The sequence below is a fragment of the Acinetobacter sp. YH12021 genome, from assembly GCF_013420145.1.
Classification (GTDB): Bacteria; Pseudomonadota; Gammaproteobacteria; order Pseudomonadales; family Moraxellaceae; genus Acinetobacter; species Acinetobacter towneri.
This window is the reverse complement of sequence record NZ_VOYT01000006.1, coordinates 24688-42621: the sequence shown is the minus strand read 5'-3', so window position 1 is coordinate 42621 and position 17934 is coordinate 24688. Positions and strand designations below refer to the sequence as shown.

General features: G+C 41.1%; 20 protein-coding genes. 16 read left to right on the top strand and 4 right to left on the bottom strand.

Annotation, left to right across the window (positions count from 1 at the left end; translation table 11 throughout):
- Positions 1-53: 53 nt before the first annotated feature.
- Positions 54-1205, top strand: a complete 1152-nt coding sequence (gene rhlB, locus FTT91_RS07055) for an ATP-dependent RNA helicase RhlB (RefSeq protein WP_004971493.1) — start codon at positions 54-56, stop codon at positions 1203-1205.
- 109 nt (positions 1206-1314) lie between these two features.
- Here rhlB and FTT91_RS07050 read toward each other — a convergent pair whose 3' ends face one another.
- Entirely contained in the window at positions 1315-1692 is a 378-nt protein-coding gene (locus tag FTT91_RS07050; protein ID WP_180169189.1) for a hypothetical protein, read from the bottom strand.
- A 380-nt stretch (positions 1693-2072) separates the two neighbouring features.
- On the opposite strand from FTT91_RS07050, the gene FTT91_RS07045 reads away from it, so the two are divergent.
- From FTT91_RS07045 to FTT91_RS06980, 14 genes are all read left to right on the top strand, one after another.
- Positions 2073-2648, top strand: coding sequence for a nitroreductase (locus tag FTT91_RS07045; protein ID WP_096902531.1), 576 nt, complete (start codon positions 2073-2075; stop codon positions 2646-2648).
- Between the two features lie 26 nt (positions 2649-2674).
- Positions 2675-3748 (top strand): NAD(P)H-dependent glycerol-3-phosphate dehydrogenase, encoded by a 1074-nt coding sequence (locus FTT91_RS07040; protein WP_004971486.1) that lies wholly within the window; start codon positions 2675-2677, stop codon positions 3746-3748.
- 155 nt (positions 3749-3903) lie between these two features.
- A complete protein-coding gene (locus FTT91_RS07035) occupies positions 3904-4359 on the top strand; it encodes a histidine phosphatase family protein (RefSeq protein ID WP_004971483.1) in 456 nt (151 codons plus the stop codon).
- A 46-nt stretch (positions 4360-4405) separates the two neighbouring features.
- Positions 4406-5545, top strand: coding sequence for a type II secretion system protein GspL (gene gspL, locus FTT91_RS07030; protein WP_180169188.1), 1140 nt, complete (start codon positions 4406-4408; stop codon positions 5543-5545).
- Complete coding sequence (gene gspM, locus FTT91_RS07025; protein ID WP_178865531.1) at positions 5545-6024, top strand: type II secretion system protein GspM; 480 nt, start codon at positions 5545-5547, stop codon at positions 6022-6024. Before gspL ends, gspM begins: the two co-directional genes overlap by 1 nt.
- A gap of 111 nt (positions 6025-6135) precedes the next feature.
- Positions 6136-7137, top strand: coding sequence for a quinone-dependent dihydroorotate dehydrogenase (locus FTT91_RS07020; protein ID WP_180169187.1), 1002 nt, complete (start codon positions 6136-6138; stop codon positions 7135-7137).
- A 3-nt stretch (positions 7138-7140) separates the two neighbouring features.
- The gene (locus FTT91_RS07015; RefSeq protein ID WP_178865528.1) at positions 7141-7722 is read left to right on the top strand and encodes a CvpA family protein; all 582 of its coding nucleotides are present in this window, start codon (positions 7141-7143) and stop codon (positions 7720-7722) included.
- A 25-nt stretch (positions 7723-7747) separates the two neighbouring features.
- Positions 7748-9286: an amidophosphoribosyltransferase gene (gene purF / locus FTT91_RS07010; RefSeq protein WP_096902526.1), complete on the top strand. Its 1539-nt coding sequence runs from the start codon at positions 7748-7750 to the stop codon at positions 9284-9286.
- A 96-nt stretch (positions 9287-9382) separates the two neighbouring features.
- Entirely contained in the window at positions 9383-11272 is a 1890-nt protein-coding gene (locus FTT91_RS07005; RefSeq protein WP_131261361.1) for a M48 family metalloprotease, read from the top strand.
- A 170-nt stretch (positions 11273-11442) separates the two neighbouring features.
- On the top strand, positions 11443-12093 hold the full coding sequence (locus tag FTT91_RS07000; protein WP_004971470.1) for a hypothetical protein: 651 nt from the start codon (positions 11443-11445) through the stop codon (positions 12091-12093).
- Positions 12094-12156: 63 nt separating this feature from the next.
- The gene (locus FTT91_RS06995) at positions 12157-13131 is read left to right on the top strand and encodes a D-glycerate dehydrogenase (RefSeq protein WP_180169186.1); all 975 of its coding nucleotides are present in this window, start codon (positions 12157-12159) and stop codon (positions 13129-13131) included.
- A 105-nt stretch (positions 13132-13236) separates the two neighbouring features.
- The gene (locus tag FTT91_RS06990) at positions 13237-14673 is read left to right on the top strand and encodes a M48 family metalloprotease (protein ID WP_180169185.1); all 1437 of its coding nucleotides are present in this window, start codon (positions 13237-13239) and stop codon (positions 14671-14673) included.
- 48 nt (positions 14674-14721) lie between these two features.
- Positions 14722-15096: a GFA family protein gene (locus tag FTT91_RS06985; protein WP_096902524.1), complete on the top strand. Its 375-nt coding sequence runs from the start codon at positions 14722-14724 to the stop codon at positions 15094-15096.
- Positions 15097-15156: 60 nt separating this feature from the next.
- A complete protein-coding gene (locus FTT91_RS06980) occupies positions 15157-15519 on the top strand; it encodes a hypothetical protein (RefSeq protein ID WP_180169184.1) in 363 nt (120 codons plus the stop codon).
- A gap of 153 nt (positions 15520-15672) precedes the next feature.
- Here the strand turns inward: FTT91_RS06980 and FTT91_RS06975 are convergent, their stop codons facing one another.
- Positions 15673-16119, bottom strand: a complete 447-nt coding sequence (locus tag FTT91_RS06975) for a GatB/YqeY domain-containing protein (RefSeq protein ID WP_096902523.1) — start codon at positions 16117-16119, stop codon at positions 15673-15675.
- A 31-nt stretch (positions 16120-16150) separates the two neighbouring features.
- Complete coding sequence (gene rpsU / locus FTT91_RS06970) at positions 16151-16366, bottom strand: 30S ribosomal protein S21 (protein ID WP_001136722.1); 216 nt, start codon at positions 16364-16366, stop codon at positions 16151-16153.
- A 146-nt stretch (positions 16367-16512) separates the two neighbouring features.
- Here rpsU and tsaD point away from each other — a divergent pair, with 146 nt between their 5' ends.
- Positions 16513-17529, top strand: a complete 1017-nt coding sequence (gene tsaD, locus FTT91_RS06965) for a tRNA (adenosine(37)-N6)-threonylcarbamoyltransferase complex transferase subunit TsaD (RefSeq protein ID WP_004971458.1) — start codon at positions 16513-16515, stop codon at positions 17527-17529.
- A 95-nt stretch (positions 17530-17624) separates the two neighbouring features.
- Here the strand turns inward: tsaD and FTT91_RS06960 are convergent, their stop codons facing one another.
- The gene (locus tag FTT91_RS06960; RefSeq protein WP_004971457.1) at positions 17625-17882 is read right to left on the bottom strand and encodes an EexN family lipoprotein; all 258 of its coding nucleotides are present in this window, start codon (positions 17880-17882) and stop codon (positions 17625-17627) included.
- Positions 17883-17934 lie beyond the last annotated feature (52 nt).

Sequence of the window (17934 nt, the reverse complement as noted above, 5' to 3'; positions counted from 1 at the left end):
TTTCTGTTTATAATAGGTCAGTTTTTTGTCTGTATAAGTTCGAGCACATATTTATGTCATCTGGTTTTGAAACCTTAAATTTACATCCGCAATTGAAACAGGCTATTGATGCCTTGGGTTTCAAGGAAATGACGCCAATTCAGCAAAAGGTTTTAAAATTTACTTTGGCTGGACATGATGCCATTGGTCGTGCGCAAACAGGTACAGGAAAAACTGCTGCCTTTTTAATTAGTGTGATCAACGATTTATTGAATAACCCAATTCAAGGACAGCGTTATCGTGGTGAACCACGTGCATTGGTTTTAGCGCCTACGCGTGAATTGGCTTTGCAAATCGAAAGTGATGCAAAAGACTTAACCAAATTTACCGACTTAAATGTGGTGACTTTGTTGGGTGGTGTAGATTTTGATAAGCAAAAGTCACAACTCAATAAAAACTTTGTCGATATTATTGTTGCGACACCAGGGCGCTTGATTGATTTTGTAGAACAAAAAGAAGTTTGGCTAGATCAGATTGAGTTTTTAGTGATTGATGAAGCAGACCGCTTGCTGGATATGGGCTTTATTCCATCGGTAAAACGTATTGTGCGTTATTCACCGCGTAAGGAACAGCGTCAGACGTTAATGTTCTCGGCAACTTTTAGTTATGATGTGTTGAACTTGGCTCAACAGTGGTTATTTGAACCTGTTACAGTCGAAATTGAACCTGAAAAGAAAACCAATGCCGATGTTGAGCAACGGGTATATATGGTTGCCAAAACCGATAAATACAAATTGCTTGAAGAAATTTTACGTGATGAGCCGATTGAAAAAGTCATGATTTTTGCCAATCGGCGTGATCAGGTGCGTAAGCTTTATGATCATTTAAAGCGTGATGGCTATAAAGTGGTGATGTTGTCAGGTGAAATTGCCCAAGACAAACGCTTAAAAATGCTGGATCAGTTTAAAAATGGCAAACATAACATCATGATTGCAACAGACGTTGCAGGGCGTGGTATTCATGTCGATGGTGTTTCGCATGTGGTGAATTTCACTTTGCCTGAACAGTCAGATGATTATGTGCACCGTATTGGTCGTACAGGTCGTGCAGGTACACGTGGTGTGAGTATTAGCTTCTTGTCGGAAGATGATGCGTTCTATTTACCAGAAATTGAAAAAGCCATTGGTCAAAAATTGCCATTAACACGTTTAGATGGTTATTGCTAATTACTCATTTAAGCTATTTTTTAGTTTAAATCCTGCTGTTCTTAGTTTAAAAGTCGCTCTCAGTGGAGCGACTTTTTTGTATTTGCTTCTTATGTCGTGCTGTAATAATTTACTTTGCCTGACATCTAAAGGTCAGCACAGTTTGATAATCATCATCACGGGCAATATCAGTATTACGTCCCGCAATTGTACCTAAAACAGTTGCTGCCGCCTGAATCATTTGTCCCGTTTGCTCATCGACTACACCTTTGAGTGCGCCGTTATAAGATGTTTTTTCATCAACCAAGACTGGAGCGGCACGAGTACCACAGGTTTTATTGGCAGCTGTAATTGCATTATTTTTGGCAATAATATTACTTTTACCTAAACCTGTGACTTCATATAGGTTGTTTTCTTTTTGAATGACAAGAGAATTATTTGGCGTGGTGGCACATGCGGTTAAAAGTGCAAAAACGGCAAGGCTAGAAAAGGCGACTATTTTTTTCATATCTACCTCGGGGCTAAAACGCTGTAGCGCGTATTGTTTGTTGATGATATTTCAATTCAAATGTGTAGAGATTGAAAATAACAATTTGATCTAGTTGAACATAATCTGGATGGTTTTAGATGTAGACACTGTATAGGCTGTGTTGATAATTCGTCATTCATTTATACACATCAAACCCAATCCATAATGTATTTTCATGCTCTTAAGCTATAGATGAATGCGTCAAAGCATCATTGTTTAGATGTGCTGAGCAGGTTCATCTTAAAAGTGCAGACATATAGACCCTAATCAGAATCTTGCAAATAAGCATACGGAAATAGCGCAATTTTTTGAGTTTATGCTAATCTTAACCGAGCTTTTTGAAATAGTTATATAAGTCAATGACGGATACAGCGGTAGAAATCGTTCATCAAAATATTCATCAACGTCAGTCTACGGGGCAGTTAGTTGAACCTGCACCAAATACTGAGCAGCTAGAAATGGCTTTTCAGGCAGCTTTAACCGCACCAGATCATCATCGTTTAAAACCTACGCGCTTTGTGGTGATTACTGCCGAGCAACGTGCAGCATTTGGTGAGTTACTTTCTCAAGCCTTGGCAGACATGGGCGAAACCGATGCGGTTCAGTTGGAGCGAGTGAAACAGCATCCATTTCGTGCGCCACTTTTAGTGTTGGCGTTAACACAATTTCAGGATCATCCAAAAGTGCCACGTTTTGAGCAGACTTTAAGTACAGGCGCTGCGGTACAGAACTTTTTACTGTCTTTGCAGGCGCAGGGCTTTGCCAGTATGTGGCGTAGTGGGGCAGTCGTTGAGTCGAACTTGCTGAAACAAGCTTTAAACTTAAATGCAGATGATTTAATTTCAGGCATTATTTATGTGGGAACAGCGGCTAAAGCCATTCCTGCACGCGCTGAGTTGGATACGCAAGCTTATGTTCGTTATTGGAACGCATAAGTCTTTATTTTTAGGATATAACAATAATGTCAGAGTTAAATTTTGCCGATTTGGTTGAACCTGTTGCAATAGATCGAAAAACTGCGTTACGCATTACAGTGCTAGGTGGTGGCAGTTTTGGTACAGCAATGGCCAATACAGCAGTGCGTAATGGCTGCGACACGATGATTTGGATTCGTGATGAAGCGACTGCCAAAGAAATTAATGAAACGCATATTAATCGACGTTATTTGCCAGATTTTCAGTTGGAGCAGGGTTTAAGAGCCGTTTCAGATTTGGAAACTGCAGTTCGTGACCGTGACATTATTTTAGTGGCTATTCCAAGTCATTCTTTCCGTGATGTGTTGCGCCAAATTAAACCTTTTATTAGCGCACAAGCAGTGGTGTCTTTAACCAAGGGTATTGAAGCCAAAACCTTTAGTTTTATGAGCGATATTATCCGTGAAGAATTGCCAGAAGTGCCGTATGGTGTATTGTCTGGCCCGAACCTTGCCAAAGAAATTGTGGCGGGGCAGCCTGCAGGTACGGTTATTGCCAGTCATTCTGAATTGGTGCGTTATGCGGTGCAGCAAGCTTTACACAGTGCGTTATTCCGTGTTTTTGCCAGCGATGATGTGAATGGTGTGGAATTAGGCGGTGCGCTGAAAAATATTTATGCTGTGGCGATGGGCATGGCAGCCGCTTATAACGTGGGTGAAAATACCAAGAGTATGATTTTAACCCGTGCATTGGCAGAAATGAGTCGTTTTGCGGTTAAGCTTGGTGCAAATCCATTGACCTTCTTAGGGTTGTCTGGTGTCGGTGACTTGTTTGCAACATGTAGCAGTCCATTGAGTCGTAACTATCAAGTGGGTTATGCACTGGGTAAAGGTAAAACTTTGGAACAAGCCACAGAAGAATTGGGGCAAACAGCCGAAGGGATTAATACCATTGTACAAGTGCGGGCGCGCTCGAATGAATTAGATGTGTATATGCCAATTACTTGTGCGCTTTATGAAGTGATTTTTGAAGGTGCGCCACCCATGAACATTGCGCTGTCTTTAATGAAGAATGGACATCGTAGTGATGTGGAATTTGTCTTGCCGCATCATCAAGTTTAGTTTTACATCCATAAAAACAGCGCCACAGTAGGTAAAAACTTGCATGGAATATGACAGTTTGGTGAACTGAATTGTCATATTCTCAGGTTATACTGAGCGCATAATTTGAGTTAAATTGACACAACTTAATGTGTATCATCCTATAAGGAAATTCTATGCAACTGACTCTTGTTCGTCATGGTGAAGCCGCTCCTGCGATTATGGGCAATGATCATCAGCGTCCTTTGACTGAGCGTGGTCATATACAAGCACAAGAAACGGCAGACTATTTAAAAAATATCATTCAGCCCGATGTGTTTGTGGTTAGTCCTTTATTGCGTGCACAAGAAACCTTGGCACATTTGCAGCAATATTTTAAAGATGTGCCTGTGGTGGTCTGCAATACCATTAAACCTGAAGATGATGCAAAAGTTGCGGTGGAATGGTTGTCACAATTGCCGTATGAGTCAATTGCGGTGGTGTGTCACATGAATGTGGTGGCACACATGGCAGAAATTTTGACTTCAGAATCTTTCCATCCCTATCATTTGGCAGAAGCACGTATTTATGAGCAGGCAGTAATTGCTGCGGGACTTTCAACCCAAATCAAAAGTTTTATTCCAAACGCATAAAATAAATGTATAAAGTTAAATACAATTCAACGGTAGAACGATAATAATGCTGTATTTATGGATGCCAGAAGCCAATGGGGTTTGGCAATGGTCAAATGGGGAACACTGGACACAGGCAGATAATCTTGATGCCTTGATTCAGGCATTGCAATCTTTTCAAGGAAAAGATGCTGTGGTGTTTTTCCCAAGCCGTGATGTGCAAATTATGCAACAAACTTTACCTAAAGCCCAATATAAACAATTGGGTACCGATGGTGTGAAGTATTTATTAGAAGAATATACCGTATTGCCAATTGATGCGATGCAGGTGGCTCATCATTTTCAGCCACCTGAGCAAATAACCGTGTTGGGAGTTGCTAAGCATAGTATTGAAACCTATTTGCATGTATTAAGTTTGTTGCCAGTTAAAATCAGTGCATTGTTACCTGACTTTTTAATCTTGCCGCAACCTGATGTAGGGCAAACGGTGATTGGAAATATTTGCGGACGCTTGTTGGTACGTCAAAGTGAATTTTTAGGTTATTCAGTTGATGATCTGGCGCTTTATCTAGATTATCAAACTGCAGAACGAAACTATAAAATCACCAACTTTAGTGCAGAGCAAATACAAAGTATTGAAGCATTTGCAACACAAGAGCAGTTAGAAAGCTTTCATTATGTAGTACCTGCATTGGCGAAAGCCAAACAGCATCCATTCAACATGCTGCCAAAAGCCAAGCAAGATACGGGTATTTCAGGTTATTGGAAAGCCTGTGCAGCAGTGTTGCTCGGGATTTTAATTGTGCAATTTAGCTATGATGCACTGCGCTGGAGCAAGCTTAAAAAAGTAGCAGATCAAACAGCGGTTCAAGCCATAGAACAATATCAATATTGGTTTGGCGCAAACAGCCGTATTACCGAGCAAAATATTCAAAGCCAGTTTGAAAGTCAGCTACGCATGAGTAAAAATGCAGATACTCAAGCGCTGCAATTGCTCAGTCGTGTTGGCCCTGTGTTGATGCAAAATCAAATTGTGGCTAATCGTGTGAGTTTTGATGCCAATATGTTGAACATGGAATTGAATGCTAATTCGGCAGCGACCTTGCAAGCGCTCACTCAGCAATTGAATCAGCAGGGTTTTAAGGTCGAGCTGGGTAATATTCAGCCGAGCGCGTCAGGTGCAGTAGGATTGGTGAAAATACAATAATGAAAGCCATGGAAAAAATGTCGACTTGGTTCGATCAACGTATTGAACTGGTGCAAGATTATTTAGATCGTTTAAATACACGTGAGCGTGTTTTGGTGGTATTTACCACAATCTTTGTGATCGTTGCTGCGGTGGGTTCTGCGTTGTGGTATATGCATGCCGCAGCCGAAAAACAGCAAAAACGGGTAAATGACCTTAAAGATTTGGTGGTGGTGATGCAAAGTCATGCAGTCACCATGAAACCTGCCAATGATGCACAACTCAGTGCAGCCGATAAAATTCAGCGTGTGGCTCAGCAACAGGGTTTATCGGTTGCTTCGCAGCAAAGTGGTGACAAGATGCTACTGGTGGCGAGTCATGCCAATTATGCTGTGTTGGCAAATTTTTTAACCCAATTGGCGCAAATGGGTTTAAGTATCGAAAAAATGGAATTAATTTCTGAAGCAGGGCAGATTAAATTAACAGCGACAGTCCAGTAAAGGTTAAAAATAAAGTCCGAAACTCGGAAAATAAACCCATGTCAAGCATAGCGTTTTGACTGGGCTAAGCCTATAATATGGCGACTTAGAAAGCAGTAGACTTTTGCAGATATGTTGTATTCTCTAGCCCGCCCGTTGTTATTTTCTTTAGCACCAGAGCGTGCACATGAGCTGACACTATCACTATTGAAATCGAGCCATAAAATAGGCTTGATGCGTCAAAAGACTGTAGCGAAACCTGTGACGTGTATGGGAATTGAATTCCCTAATCCAGTAGGTTTGGCAGCAGGTCTAGACAAAAATGGTGCGTATATTGATGCCTTGGCTGGTTTAGGCTTTGGGTTTATTGAAATTGGTACCATTACGCCACGTCCTCAAGTGGGCAATCCGCATCCACGTTTATTCCGCATTCCGCAGGCCAAAGCCATTATTAACCGTATGGGTTTTAATAATGATGGGGTCGATCAGCTGATTGAAAACGTCAAAGCGGCAAAATTTAAAGGCATTTTGGGGATTAATATTGGTAAAAATGCCGATACGCCAGTTGAAAATGCAGTAGATGATTATCTGATTTGTTTAGAAAAAGTCTATAACTATGCCTCTTATATCACCGTAAACATTTCATCACCGAATACCAAAAACTTGCGCAGTTTGCAAAGTGGTGATGCGCTGACTGAGTTATTGCAAACCCTCAAACAGCGTCAGTTGGAGTTAGCCGAAGAACATCAACATTATGTGCCGTTGGTATTAAAAGTTGCTCCAGATCTAGACCCTGAAGATATTCAGTTTATTGCCAAACAATTATTGCAATTCAAAATTGATGGTCTGATTGTGACCAATACCACTTTGTCGCGCGAAGGTGTAGAAAACTTGCCGCATGGCGATGAAGCAGGTGGTTTATCGGGTGCGCCTGTGTTTGAAAAAAGTACTGCATGTTTGGCAGCATTTTCAGCAGCACTGAAAGGTGAAATTCCTTTAATTGGTGTAGGTGGCATTTTGTCGGGCGAACAAGCGGTTGCCAAAAAAAATGCAGGTGCAAGCTTGGTTCAGGTGTATAGTGGTTTAATCTATGCAGGTCCTGAGCTGGTTCAAGATTGTGTGAACGCCTTATAACTTATGAATACCATTGATATCGTTATTCTGATTCTCTTGCTTATTGGAGGGTTGAACGGTTTGCGACAAGGATTTATTAAAGCCTTTGCGAACTTGGTAGGATGGATTTTTGCCCTAATTGTTGCGGCAAAATATGCAGTTGTCCTAGCACCTTCGATGACAGCACTCAGTAGCGATCCTGTGGTACAAAAAATTGCAGCCTTTGCATTTATTGTCTTGGTGATTGTGGTACTGACCTGGATTGTAACCGCTGTTTTAAATGGTGTTTTAAAGAGCTTGAAACTTGGCCCATTAAATCGTTTGGCAGGCGGTGCATTTGGTACCTTGAAAGGCTTACTCATTGTTCTTATTACCATTCAAGGCATTGGTCCTTGGGTCGAAAGCTCGCCTTATTGGAAACAGTCTAAATTTGTGCAAACTTTATTGCCGTATGCACCGTGGGCAACAGAACTCTCCAAAGACGCTGCCAATGAGGCTTTACAGCACATCAAGTCGAAAGATGCCGCGTCATCTTCCGACATCGCATCTGACGCAAAAGAAAACCGCTCTGGCGCAGATGGCTCAACGAATAATCCTTTTTATTAATCCCTAGCTGGTCTGCGAGGTTGCTATGTGTGGAGTTGTTGGTATAGCTGGTAAATCACCTGTTAACCAAATGTTGTTTGATGCATTAACGATGTTACAACATCGTGGACAGGATGCAGCTGGGATCGTAACTTGCCACAATGGACGTTTGTTCTTGCGTAAAGATAACGGTATGGTGCGTGATGTATTCCATACGCGTCACATGCGTGCGTTGCAAGGTAATTATGGTATTGGGCACGTGCGTTATCCAACTGCAGGTTCATCTAGCAGTGCCGAAGCGCAGCCATTTTATGTGAACTCGCCGTACGGGATTACTTTGGCACACAATGGCAATTTGACAAATGCCGAAGAAATTCACGAAGATCTGTTTAAAACAGATTTACGTCACATGAACACCGATTCTGATTCAGAAGTGTTATTGAACGTATTTGCACATGAATTGCAAAAACGTGGCAAATTAAACCCAACTTCAGAAGATATTTTTCATGTGATCAGCCGTGTGCATGAGCGTTGTAAGGGTGCTTATGGCGTTGTTGCTATGATTACAGGTCAAGGCTTGGTTGGCTTCCGTGATCCAAATGGTATCCGTCCATTGATTTACGGTTCACGTGAAACTGAACAGGGCATGGAATATATTATTGCATCAGAATCTGTGGCAATTACTGCACTTGGCTTTAAAGTTGAACGTGATATTGCGCCAGGCGAAGCGATTTTTATTAATGACGCAGGTGAATTATTTACCCAGCAATGTGCCGCTAAACCTGAATATCGCCCATGTATTTTTGAATATGTATATTTTGCTCGTCCAGATGCGACCATTGATGGTATTTCAGTGTATAAAGCGCGTTTGAAAATGGGTGAAAAACTGGCGCATAAAATTACCCAAGAGTGGGGCGAGCAACACGATATTGATGTCGTTATTCCAATTCCAGATACATCACGTACATCAGCTTTAGAATTGGCAAATACTTTAGGGGTTAAATTCCGTGAAGGTTTTATGAAAAACCGCTATATCGGACGTACCTTTATTATGCCAGGTCAGCAATTGCGTAAAAAATCAGTGCGCCAAAAACTGAACCCTGTAGAGCTTGAGTTTAAAGGCAAAAATGTACTGTTGGTGGATGACTCGATTGTCCGTGGTACGACCTGTAACGAAATTATTCAAATGGCACGTGATGCTGGGGCGAAAAAAGTATTCTTTGCTTCTGCAGCGCCAATGGTGAAATATCCAAACGTGTATGGTATTGATATGCCAGCCAAAGATGAATTAATCGCGTCTAACCGTAATGTCGAAGAAATTCGTGAAATTATTGGTGCAGACCGTTTAATTTTCCAAGATTTAGAAGATTTAAAACAAGCCGTTCGTACCCATAAAGTACCGCATTTAACTGAATTCGATTGTTCAGTATTTGATGGCGTGTATGTAGCTGGCGGAATTGACGAAGCTTATCTGAATGATCTTGAGCAAAAGCGCAACGACTTGGCTAAAAAAGGCAAAGATGGTTATATTGATGTCAATATTGATGCCGCGTCAGTAGACTTAACTGGTGTAAAAGAGAGTTAATTTTTTTTCTGATCAGCTCAGTGAGAAAAGCGGGAAATTCCCGCTTTTTTCATTTATGATGGTGGCTCAAATACAATGTAATTCAGGATGTTTACATTGAGGTCTGTGAGTAGTTACTTGATTAAAAACAAAAATATGATTTGGTCTGCAATTTTATGTTTGGTTGCAGTCGCTTTGACCCTGTTTATCTTAAACACAGTTTTGGGTCTGTTGGTCTATTATGTCGATTCAAGCCAATCCATCTATTGGCACAGTCTAAGCCCATACTGGATTACGGTCTTGGTGCTGATTATGACGGTATCCGTCATTTTGGAATTTTACGTTTTTCGCTCAGGTGGTCATTCTTTGGCAAAACAATTGGGTGCGCGTCGTTTAACCCAGTTCGAAAGTACCCCAGAAGAAAGTACCGCACTTAAACTGACCGAACAATTGGCCGATACCTTTCAAATCCCAGCGCCTACTGTATATGTATTGCCCGATGAAATTGGGGTAAATGCCCTCACTGCAGGCTTTAGTCATAAAGATATTGTGATTATTTTGACTTGGGGTGCTTTGCAAAACTTGGATGAGCAAGAGCTTTATGGACTACTCAGCCATGAGTTTAACCATATTTTAAGTGGTGAAACCATTGATAATACCAAGCTTAAAATCCTCTACAGTAGCCTAACCACGTTTAGTAAGTGGGGCAGTAGCATCGCCAAACTTGGCTTTGGACAACATCGTGATGCACCGCCACATAAGTTAGCGACTTTTTTTGTTGCTGTAGGTGGTGGTATCTGGTTGTTTGGTAGCTTGGGCGTGTTGATTACCCGCTTAATTAAATATATTAGTCTAAGCGGACGTACCTTTAAAAATGATTTAAAAACCAAACGTTTGATTCAAAATAATGCCAATATTCAAACTTTGCTGCGAATTTATGTGCATCATGCAGGGTCGCAAATTCATAGTGAATATTCAGAATCTATTTCCCACATGTGCTTTGCTAACTCGCTCAGTCCGCAAAGCTGGATGAACATTCATCCAAGTATTGAAGCCCGTATTTTTGAGCTTGATCCAACCTTGGTACAAGACTTACAGCTAGAAAATTTGAAGCGTTTACGCAATCAGCCTTTGTTTAGCCTATTTCGTTCGTTAGAAGAAATGAATGCTGAATATTATGCGCCGTGGAGTTCACCACAACCTTTGCCTTTGCTGCGCTTATCGCCAATTAGCTTTGCAATTAATGATGCAATTAAGCCCCTCAAGCCTGAAATTCGTAATAACATGCCGCGCCCAGAGTTGATTCAGCGTGCCTTACAAACGTCAACGGGTTCGCGTGAGGTGATTGTTGCTATTTTAATGATTCGCCAATATCGTGAATTTATTCCTGCTGAAGCAGAAGTCAGCCGTGCAATTGTAGATGCTTTATTAAATTTGGATGGGCGAGTACATATCTCGATTTTCCATGAAGCATGTAAAAATATTGGTGGTATGCCGCTGAGTATCGCACGGCAGTTTTTAACCAAATTGGCAAAAATCATTCAGGAAGATGGTGAAATTGGTTTGTTAGATGCTTTGCTGCTTGAACGAATCAAGTTTGAATTAAACTTACTGCCTTTACATACACCTGCAGCGTTACACGAAGTTAAACCGCAAATTGTACGTTTAATCGATGCTTTATTGCATGTGCAGCAAATTAATAGTGTTAATCAGTTAGATGTACGTGAACGTATTTTAGAACGTGTTTTAACTGCAGATGAATTGATTGATTATGAAGAAATTTCAGATGAACCGATTGATTTATCAGAAATTTTAAATGATATGGCAGGTTTGCTGCTGCGTGATCGACTGATGGTGTTAGGCATTGCTGAAATTTGTTTGTGGAATGACCGTATTATCACTCAAGATGAATTGGATGTTTTGGAGTTGCTCTATTGGCGTTTAGGTTTTAAAACCGAAGAAATTGTCGAGCAAATGCAAAAACAAAACAGTTTGATGATTGTGTGACACTGATTGACTAGGTGTGTTTAAAGCAGATTTTGAAAAAATACGAATAGGTCAGATTGGGTGAAAGAAAGCACAGCATTGTGCAGCCTTTCTAGGTAGAATAGGTGCTATCTTGCATGTTGTTCTGTGATAAATACGTGCAGCGAAAAATTAGATGGGTGATGATAAACATGATGGGGCATCAGCGTGACATTTTAGCCAGTTTGGGAATCGATATTTGGGTTTCCAGAATGGCTGTGTCTCAAACTTTGCCACAATCATCGGTTTGGCGCGACCAAGCTGCACCTGAAATACACAGCGAAATTATTGTTCCTGCTGCAGTACCTCAACAATTAAAACAACAACAGCCGATTATTCACGAAAAGCCTAAGCAAGAACCATCTCCGCAACATACGACAGTTGAAGCGGCCGCGCCAGAAGTTGTTCCTGAAGCGCGTGTCATGCTGCAAATTGAAGCATTTAGTATTGAAGCTTTGCAGTTGCCACATTGTGTCATTTTGGTAGAAAGCACTACCTTGAGTCAGGAACAGCAACAATTGTGGCGTAATATTCAACATGCGCTACAGGCCGAATATCACGTATTGCAATGGCCTTTTGCTTTAGAAGTATTACAAGACGGCATCGGGGTAGAAAATTATGTGCAAGGTTTTGTTGATGTCTTGAGCACAGATAAAAACATGCTGATTTTAGGTCAATTACCACATTTTAAATCTGAACAATGTTTGCATTTAGCCAGCTTGCAAGAGATGTTAGATCAACCGCTGTTGAAAAAAAGTCTGTGGGATGCGATACAAATCACATCGTTACAGCCTAAAGCCTAAGTCAATTCAGATATTTAAAACTCTACATATACAAGCAATTGTAGACACGAAACAGGGATAATCATGCGTAAAAAAGTGGTAGTGTTTAGTCAAATTGATGCAGAAATTTTAAGTAAGCTAGAGCAAGATTATCAGGTGGTGCAGGTCAGCCCGAAGTTGGGTGACGTGAATCAACAGTTGCTTGAGCATGTGCAAGATGCCGATGGCATGATTGGTGCAGGGCGCTTGCTTAATCAAAGTAACTTACATACTGCGGCTAAACTCAAAGTGATTTCGAGTGTAAGTGTCGGTTATGACAACTATGATGTAGATTATTTAACCCAGCAAAAGATTAGTCTTTGCCATACACCGCATGTCTTGACTGAAACCACAGCAGATTTAGCCTTTACTTTATTGATGAGTGCAGCACGACAAGTGCCATATTTAGATCGGTGGACTAAACAAGGGCAATGGAAACGTACCGTGGGTGCAGCACAGTTTGGACAGGATATTTATGGTAAAACCATTGGTATTGTAGGTTTGGGGCATATTGGTGCGGCTATCGCACGGCGTGCATTTCATGGTTTTAATATGAATGTGGTGTACCACAATCGTCGTGAAAAAATGGAAGTGGCGCAGGCATTCAATGCGGAATATTTAAGTCTGGATGAATTGCTGCAACAGTCTGATTTTGTGGTGCTGGCAGTCGATTTAAATGCAGACTCTAAAGCCTTAATTGGTCAGCGTGAACTTGATTTAATGCAGTCACATGCAATTTTGGTCAATATTTCGCGTGGTTCAGTCATTGATGAGCAGGCACTTATTCAGACTTTAGAAGCAGGCAAAATTTTTGCCGCGGCTTTGGATGTCTATGACAAAGAACCACTGCAAGAATCGCCATTATTTGAGTTAGATAATGTCGTGACTTTGCCACATATTGGTTCGGCAACCGCAGCAACTCGAAAAAAAATGGCAAATTTGGCCTATAAAAATTTGGTTGATGCGTTGGAAGGGCGTTGTCCGCAATATGTGGTCAATCCTGCATGCTATACGCTTTAAAGTTAAAGATGATTTGGTAAAAATTGATAACACATCATTGCAAATGCGTTCATTTTTCAATGTTATAGTGAATCATTATGCAAGATATGTATTTGAGATCATCCATTGAAACGTCTATTACTGATTTGCGGTTTGAGTTTTGCCAGTATTGCGACAACCCAAAGTGCCAATTTAACCACCACACCACAATTTAATGTGCCTGAAATAGGTAGTGGTGTGGGATTAATTGATCAGCAAAAAGAACGCAGTATTGGTGAAAAAGTCTATCGGGAAGTGCAGCGTAAAATGCCTGTCACGCAAAACCCGTGGTTGGAAGATCAATTAATCAATACATTTTCGCATCTACTCAGCCAAACTCAGTTGGGGCAACCCATTGGGCTACTCATTATCAATGATCCACAAATTAATGCTTTTGCTGTGCCAGGCGGTTTATTTGCGCTAAACACAGGTCTCATTAATTCTGCCCGCAATATGGATGAAGTTGCGGGTGTGATGGCGCATGAAATTGCCCATGTGTCGCAACGTCATTACAGCCGATCCCAAGAGGCATTTAAAGGACAGGGTTTGTTGGCACTGGCTGGAGTTGTGGTTGGTGCATTGGTTGCCTCACATGCCGATGGTGATGCAGGCGCAGCGGTGATGATGGGTTCTCAAGCCGCTTTAATGGATCAGCAATTGACTTATAGCCGTAATCAGGAACGTGAAGCAGACCGTATTGGCATGCAATATATGTATAGCGCAGGCTATAACCCACAAAGCATGGCAGACTTTTTTGAGGTGATGCACCGTACTACGAGTCGAGTGAGCTTCTTACCTGACTTTTGGTTTACCCATCCCTTAACCACAGAGCGGATGAGTGAGGCGCGTTTACGTGCCAATCAATTGCCACCAGTGCCAACCTCGCTGCGTGATGAAGACTTTGAGATTTTAAAGTTATATAGTTTGGTGGTTTCGCAGCAGGCGACAGAACAGCAGCTTAAAGCATTTGCAACCCGTAACCATTTTGCGGCGAATTTGGCTTTGGCTTATTTTTATAGCCAGCAAGGCGATTTTGTTTTGGCGCAACAAAGTATAGATCAGGCCAAAAGTCACAATCGTTTACATAATTTATTGACACTTATTCAAACTGATATTTATTTAGGGCAAAATAAAATTGATTTAGCGCTCAAAACAATTGGTTCACCTGCGCGAATTATGCCTGAAAATCGTGCGCTGAATTATAAATGGGCCGAGGTTTTGATTCGTCAAAATCAAACTACGCAAGCAGAAAGTATTTTGAAGGATTTCTTGCAAAAAAATCCACGTGATTTATCGGCATGGAATTTAATGCAGCAAGCGGCAAATGTAGACCGAAGCTCTGCATTACGCACGGTAAATGTGTTACGGTATCGTGCAGAAGTACAGTATTGGTCAGGTTGGGAAGAAGAGGCAATTAAATCATTACTGCACGCGCAGCGTTTAGCCAAAGACAATCAGGCGATGTCGGCAAATATAAAAAACCGTGTGACTGAAATGCAAAGAGAACGACAGTTAAAAATATAAGTCGGGCGTACATACGGTGGCATAACAATAAAGAAAGGGAGTTTAAGAATGATTGAGGGACAATGTTTATGTGGTGCGGTGTATTACCGTTACCATGCCGAAATTGAAAAAACAATATTATGTTTTTGCCAGCATTGCCGTCGTGCGCAAGGCGGTATTATGGGATGGAATAGTCCAGTGGCACGCGAACATTTTGAAGTGGTGCGTGGCTTAAAATATCTAAAAGAATATTTTCATAGTCCCAATAAAGCACGGGTATTTTGTCAGGAGTGTGGCAGCCCGATTTATTCTTATCGGCTAGATTTACCCGATATTATTCGCTTACGCTTAGGGACAGTGACTCAAGGCAAAGTTCCCGAACCATGTGAGCAAGCATTTGCGCAATACAAACCCAACTTTTTGGCAATTGAGTCGTGTGAATAGTTATTCACCGAATATACAATGCTAAAATAGAACTTGAGTTGAAACGACCCTGACTTGAAAATGAAAAAATATATTTATTTATGCCTTACTTTGGGGATGACCTTGCAAAATGTCTATGCTGCGAGTGCAGAGCAGTATGTGTTGGCTGTTGAAGAAATTAATGCGCAATATAAACAAGATACCCGACAGTTTTTACGAGGCTTAAACCCACAACAGCAGGGTTTTAATCCGCAGCAACAGCAGCAGTTTTGCTGCATTGTTAGTCGTTATGTTGATCGTTTATATCAGGCAGCAGATGAAAACCGTGCCTATTTGGATCGTCGTTATCAGAATATTAATAAACAGGACGTGATTCAGCAGGTCAGCACATCTAAAGAAATGCAATTACTGAAAAAATATCAAGTGAACTGCGATTTAAAGTAAAAAGTTAAAGCAGAAGTGTCTAAGGGTGAATAGATAATCTATCTCATCCTAGGTTTAGCATTTTACTTAATAGCATTAGATAGAAAGATTAAAGCGGGCTTAATCTGACATTTAAATCAGTGTTCGGAGAAGCACAAATTTGGGGTGAGCTAATTAGCTTAATTTGGCTTTAATTTTGGCAGATACTTGAGCAGGATCGGCGCGCCCGGCTATGAGCGGACGCAGAGAGTTCATCACCTTACCCATATCTTTCATGCTAGTAGCTTGTTGCGCTTCAATGGTTTGCGCAATCATGGAATCAAGTTCTTCCTCAGTCATAGCTTCTGGTAGAAACTGAGATAACACCTCAATTTCGGCTTGTTCCTTACTAGCTAAATCTTCTCGGCCAGCGCCTTCAAAGGCTTTAACCGATTCTTTACGTTGTTTAATTTGCTTTTCAATGACCGCAAGAACCTGAGCATCGTCAAGCTCTTTGCGCTCATCGACTTCGATTTGCTTAATTGCCGCCTGTAGACTACGAATTACCGTTAACTTATCCATTTCTTTGGCGCGCATTGTCGCTTTCAAAACGTCAGTAATTTGGTTTTTTAAAGTCGTCATCATTTAATCCAGACAGGCAATCACAAATTAATTAGTAAAGGCGAGTAGTACGTACTGATTCACGCGCCAATTTCTTTTGGTAGCGTTTAACAGCAGCAGCTTTTTTGCGCTTACGTTCTTGAGTTGGTTTTTCGTAGAATTCACGCTTACGTACGTCAGCTAAAACACCTGCTTTTTCGCAAGAACGTTTGAAACGACGGATAGCTACGTCTACTGGTTCGCCTTCTTTCAATTTAACTTGTGGCATGAAGAATCCTCATTAAGTTATGGATAAGATCTGGGCGAAATTGCCCACGATCACAAGTGAAGGTCAGTATTTTACTCATTTACATCTCATATCACAAGTCTATAATAGGTTTCGCAATAGAATTGATACAGGTTATAGGCAATTTAATGATCGTTTTAGGCTTAGAAACATCTTGTGATGAAACAGGACTTGCACTGTATGACAGCGAGTTAGGTTTGCGCGGGCAAGTACTGTATAGCCAAATTAAATTGCATGCAGAGTATGGTGGTGTGGTACCCGAACTGGCTTCACGTGACCATGTGCGCAAACTTATTCCTTTAATCAATCAATTGCTTGAGCAGAGCCAAGTCAAAAAATCTGAAATTGATGCAGTGGCTTATACCCGTGGGCCGGGGCTAATGGGCGCACTCATGACAGGCGCATTATTTGGACGAACTTTAGCTTTTGCCTTAAATAAACCTGCAATTGGGGTGCATCACATGGAAGGGCACATGCTTGCACCATTATTGTCTGCGACACCGCCAGAATTTCCGTTTGTCGCTTTATTGGTTTCGGGTGGACATACACAGCTCATGGCAGCTTATGGCATTGGCCAATATGAATTGTTAGGCGAGTCGATTGATGATGCTGCAGGCGAGGCTTTTGACAAAGTTGCCAAAATGATGGGTTTACCGTATCCGGGTGGGCCAAATATCGCCAAACTAGCTGAACAAGGCGATGCCAAAGCTTTTGAATTTCCACGTCCAATGTTGCACCAAGGCTTAGAATTTTCATTTAGCGGTTTAAAAACTGCGGTTTCAGTACAAATGAAAAAGTTAGGTGATGAAAACCGTGATGCCGATATTGCGGCAAGTTTCCAAGAAGCGATTGTTGATACTTTGGTGAAAAAATCGGTAAAAGCTTTAAAACAAACAGGTTTAAAACGCTTGGTGATCGCGGGTGGGGTGAGTGCAAATACTCGGTTACGTGAGCGTTTAGAAGCAGATTTAGCTAAAATTCGTGCAACGGTTTATTATGCAGAACCTGCATTGTGCACCGACAATGGTGCAATGATTGCTTTTGCGGGCTATCAGCGTTTAAAAGCAGGGCAGCAAGATGGTTTATCGGTTACGACTACACCACGTTGGCCGATGACCGAGCTTACCAATCCAACTGCGGGTTAAGTTGTTCGTAGCATAAAATCAATCAGAGGCAATAATCTGCCTCTGACTTTATATGCTAAATTTTTACATTAATATTAGAAACGAATACTTAAGACTTAGCGAACTGCGTCCATTAAACCTTTGGTAAGATCTTTCATCATGCCTTGCATCACAGCATTCCCTGCATTTGTACAGTTTTCTAATTTTTTACCTTCTAGTGATTTACCTTGATTGGCCATTTCTTCGCACTTCTGCAAAACTTTTTTAGCTTCATCTAAGTTCTCGGCATAATACTCTTGCGTTTTCACTTGTGTACATGCTGTAAGCGTTGTAATTAAACTTACTGTAATTAACAAATTTTTAAATTTAAACATTATTTTTTAACCGTTGTTTGTTTTAAAGAGATTGCATCTTAAGCGAATAATG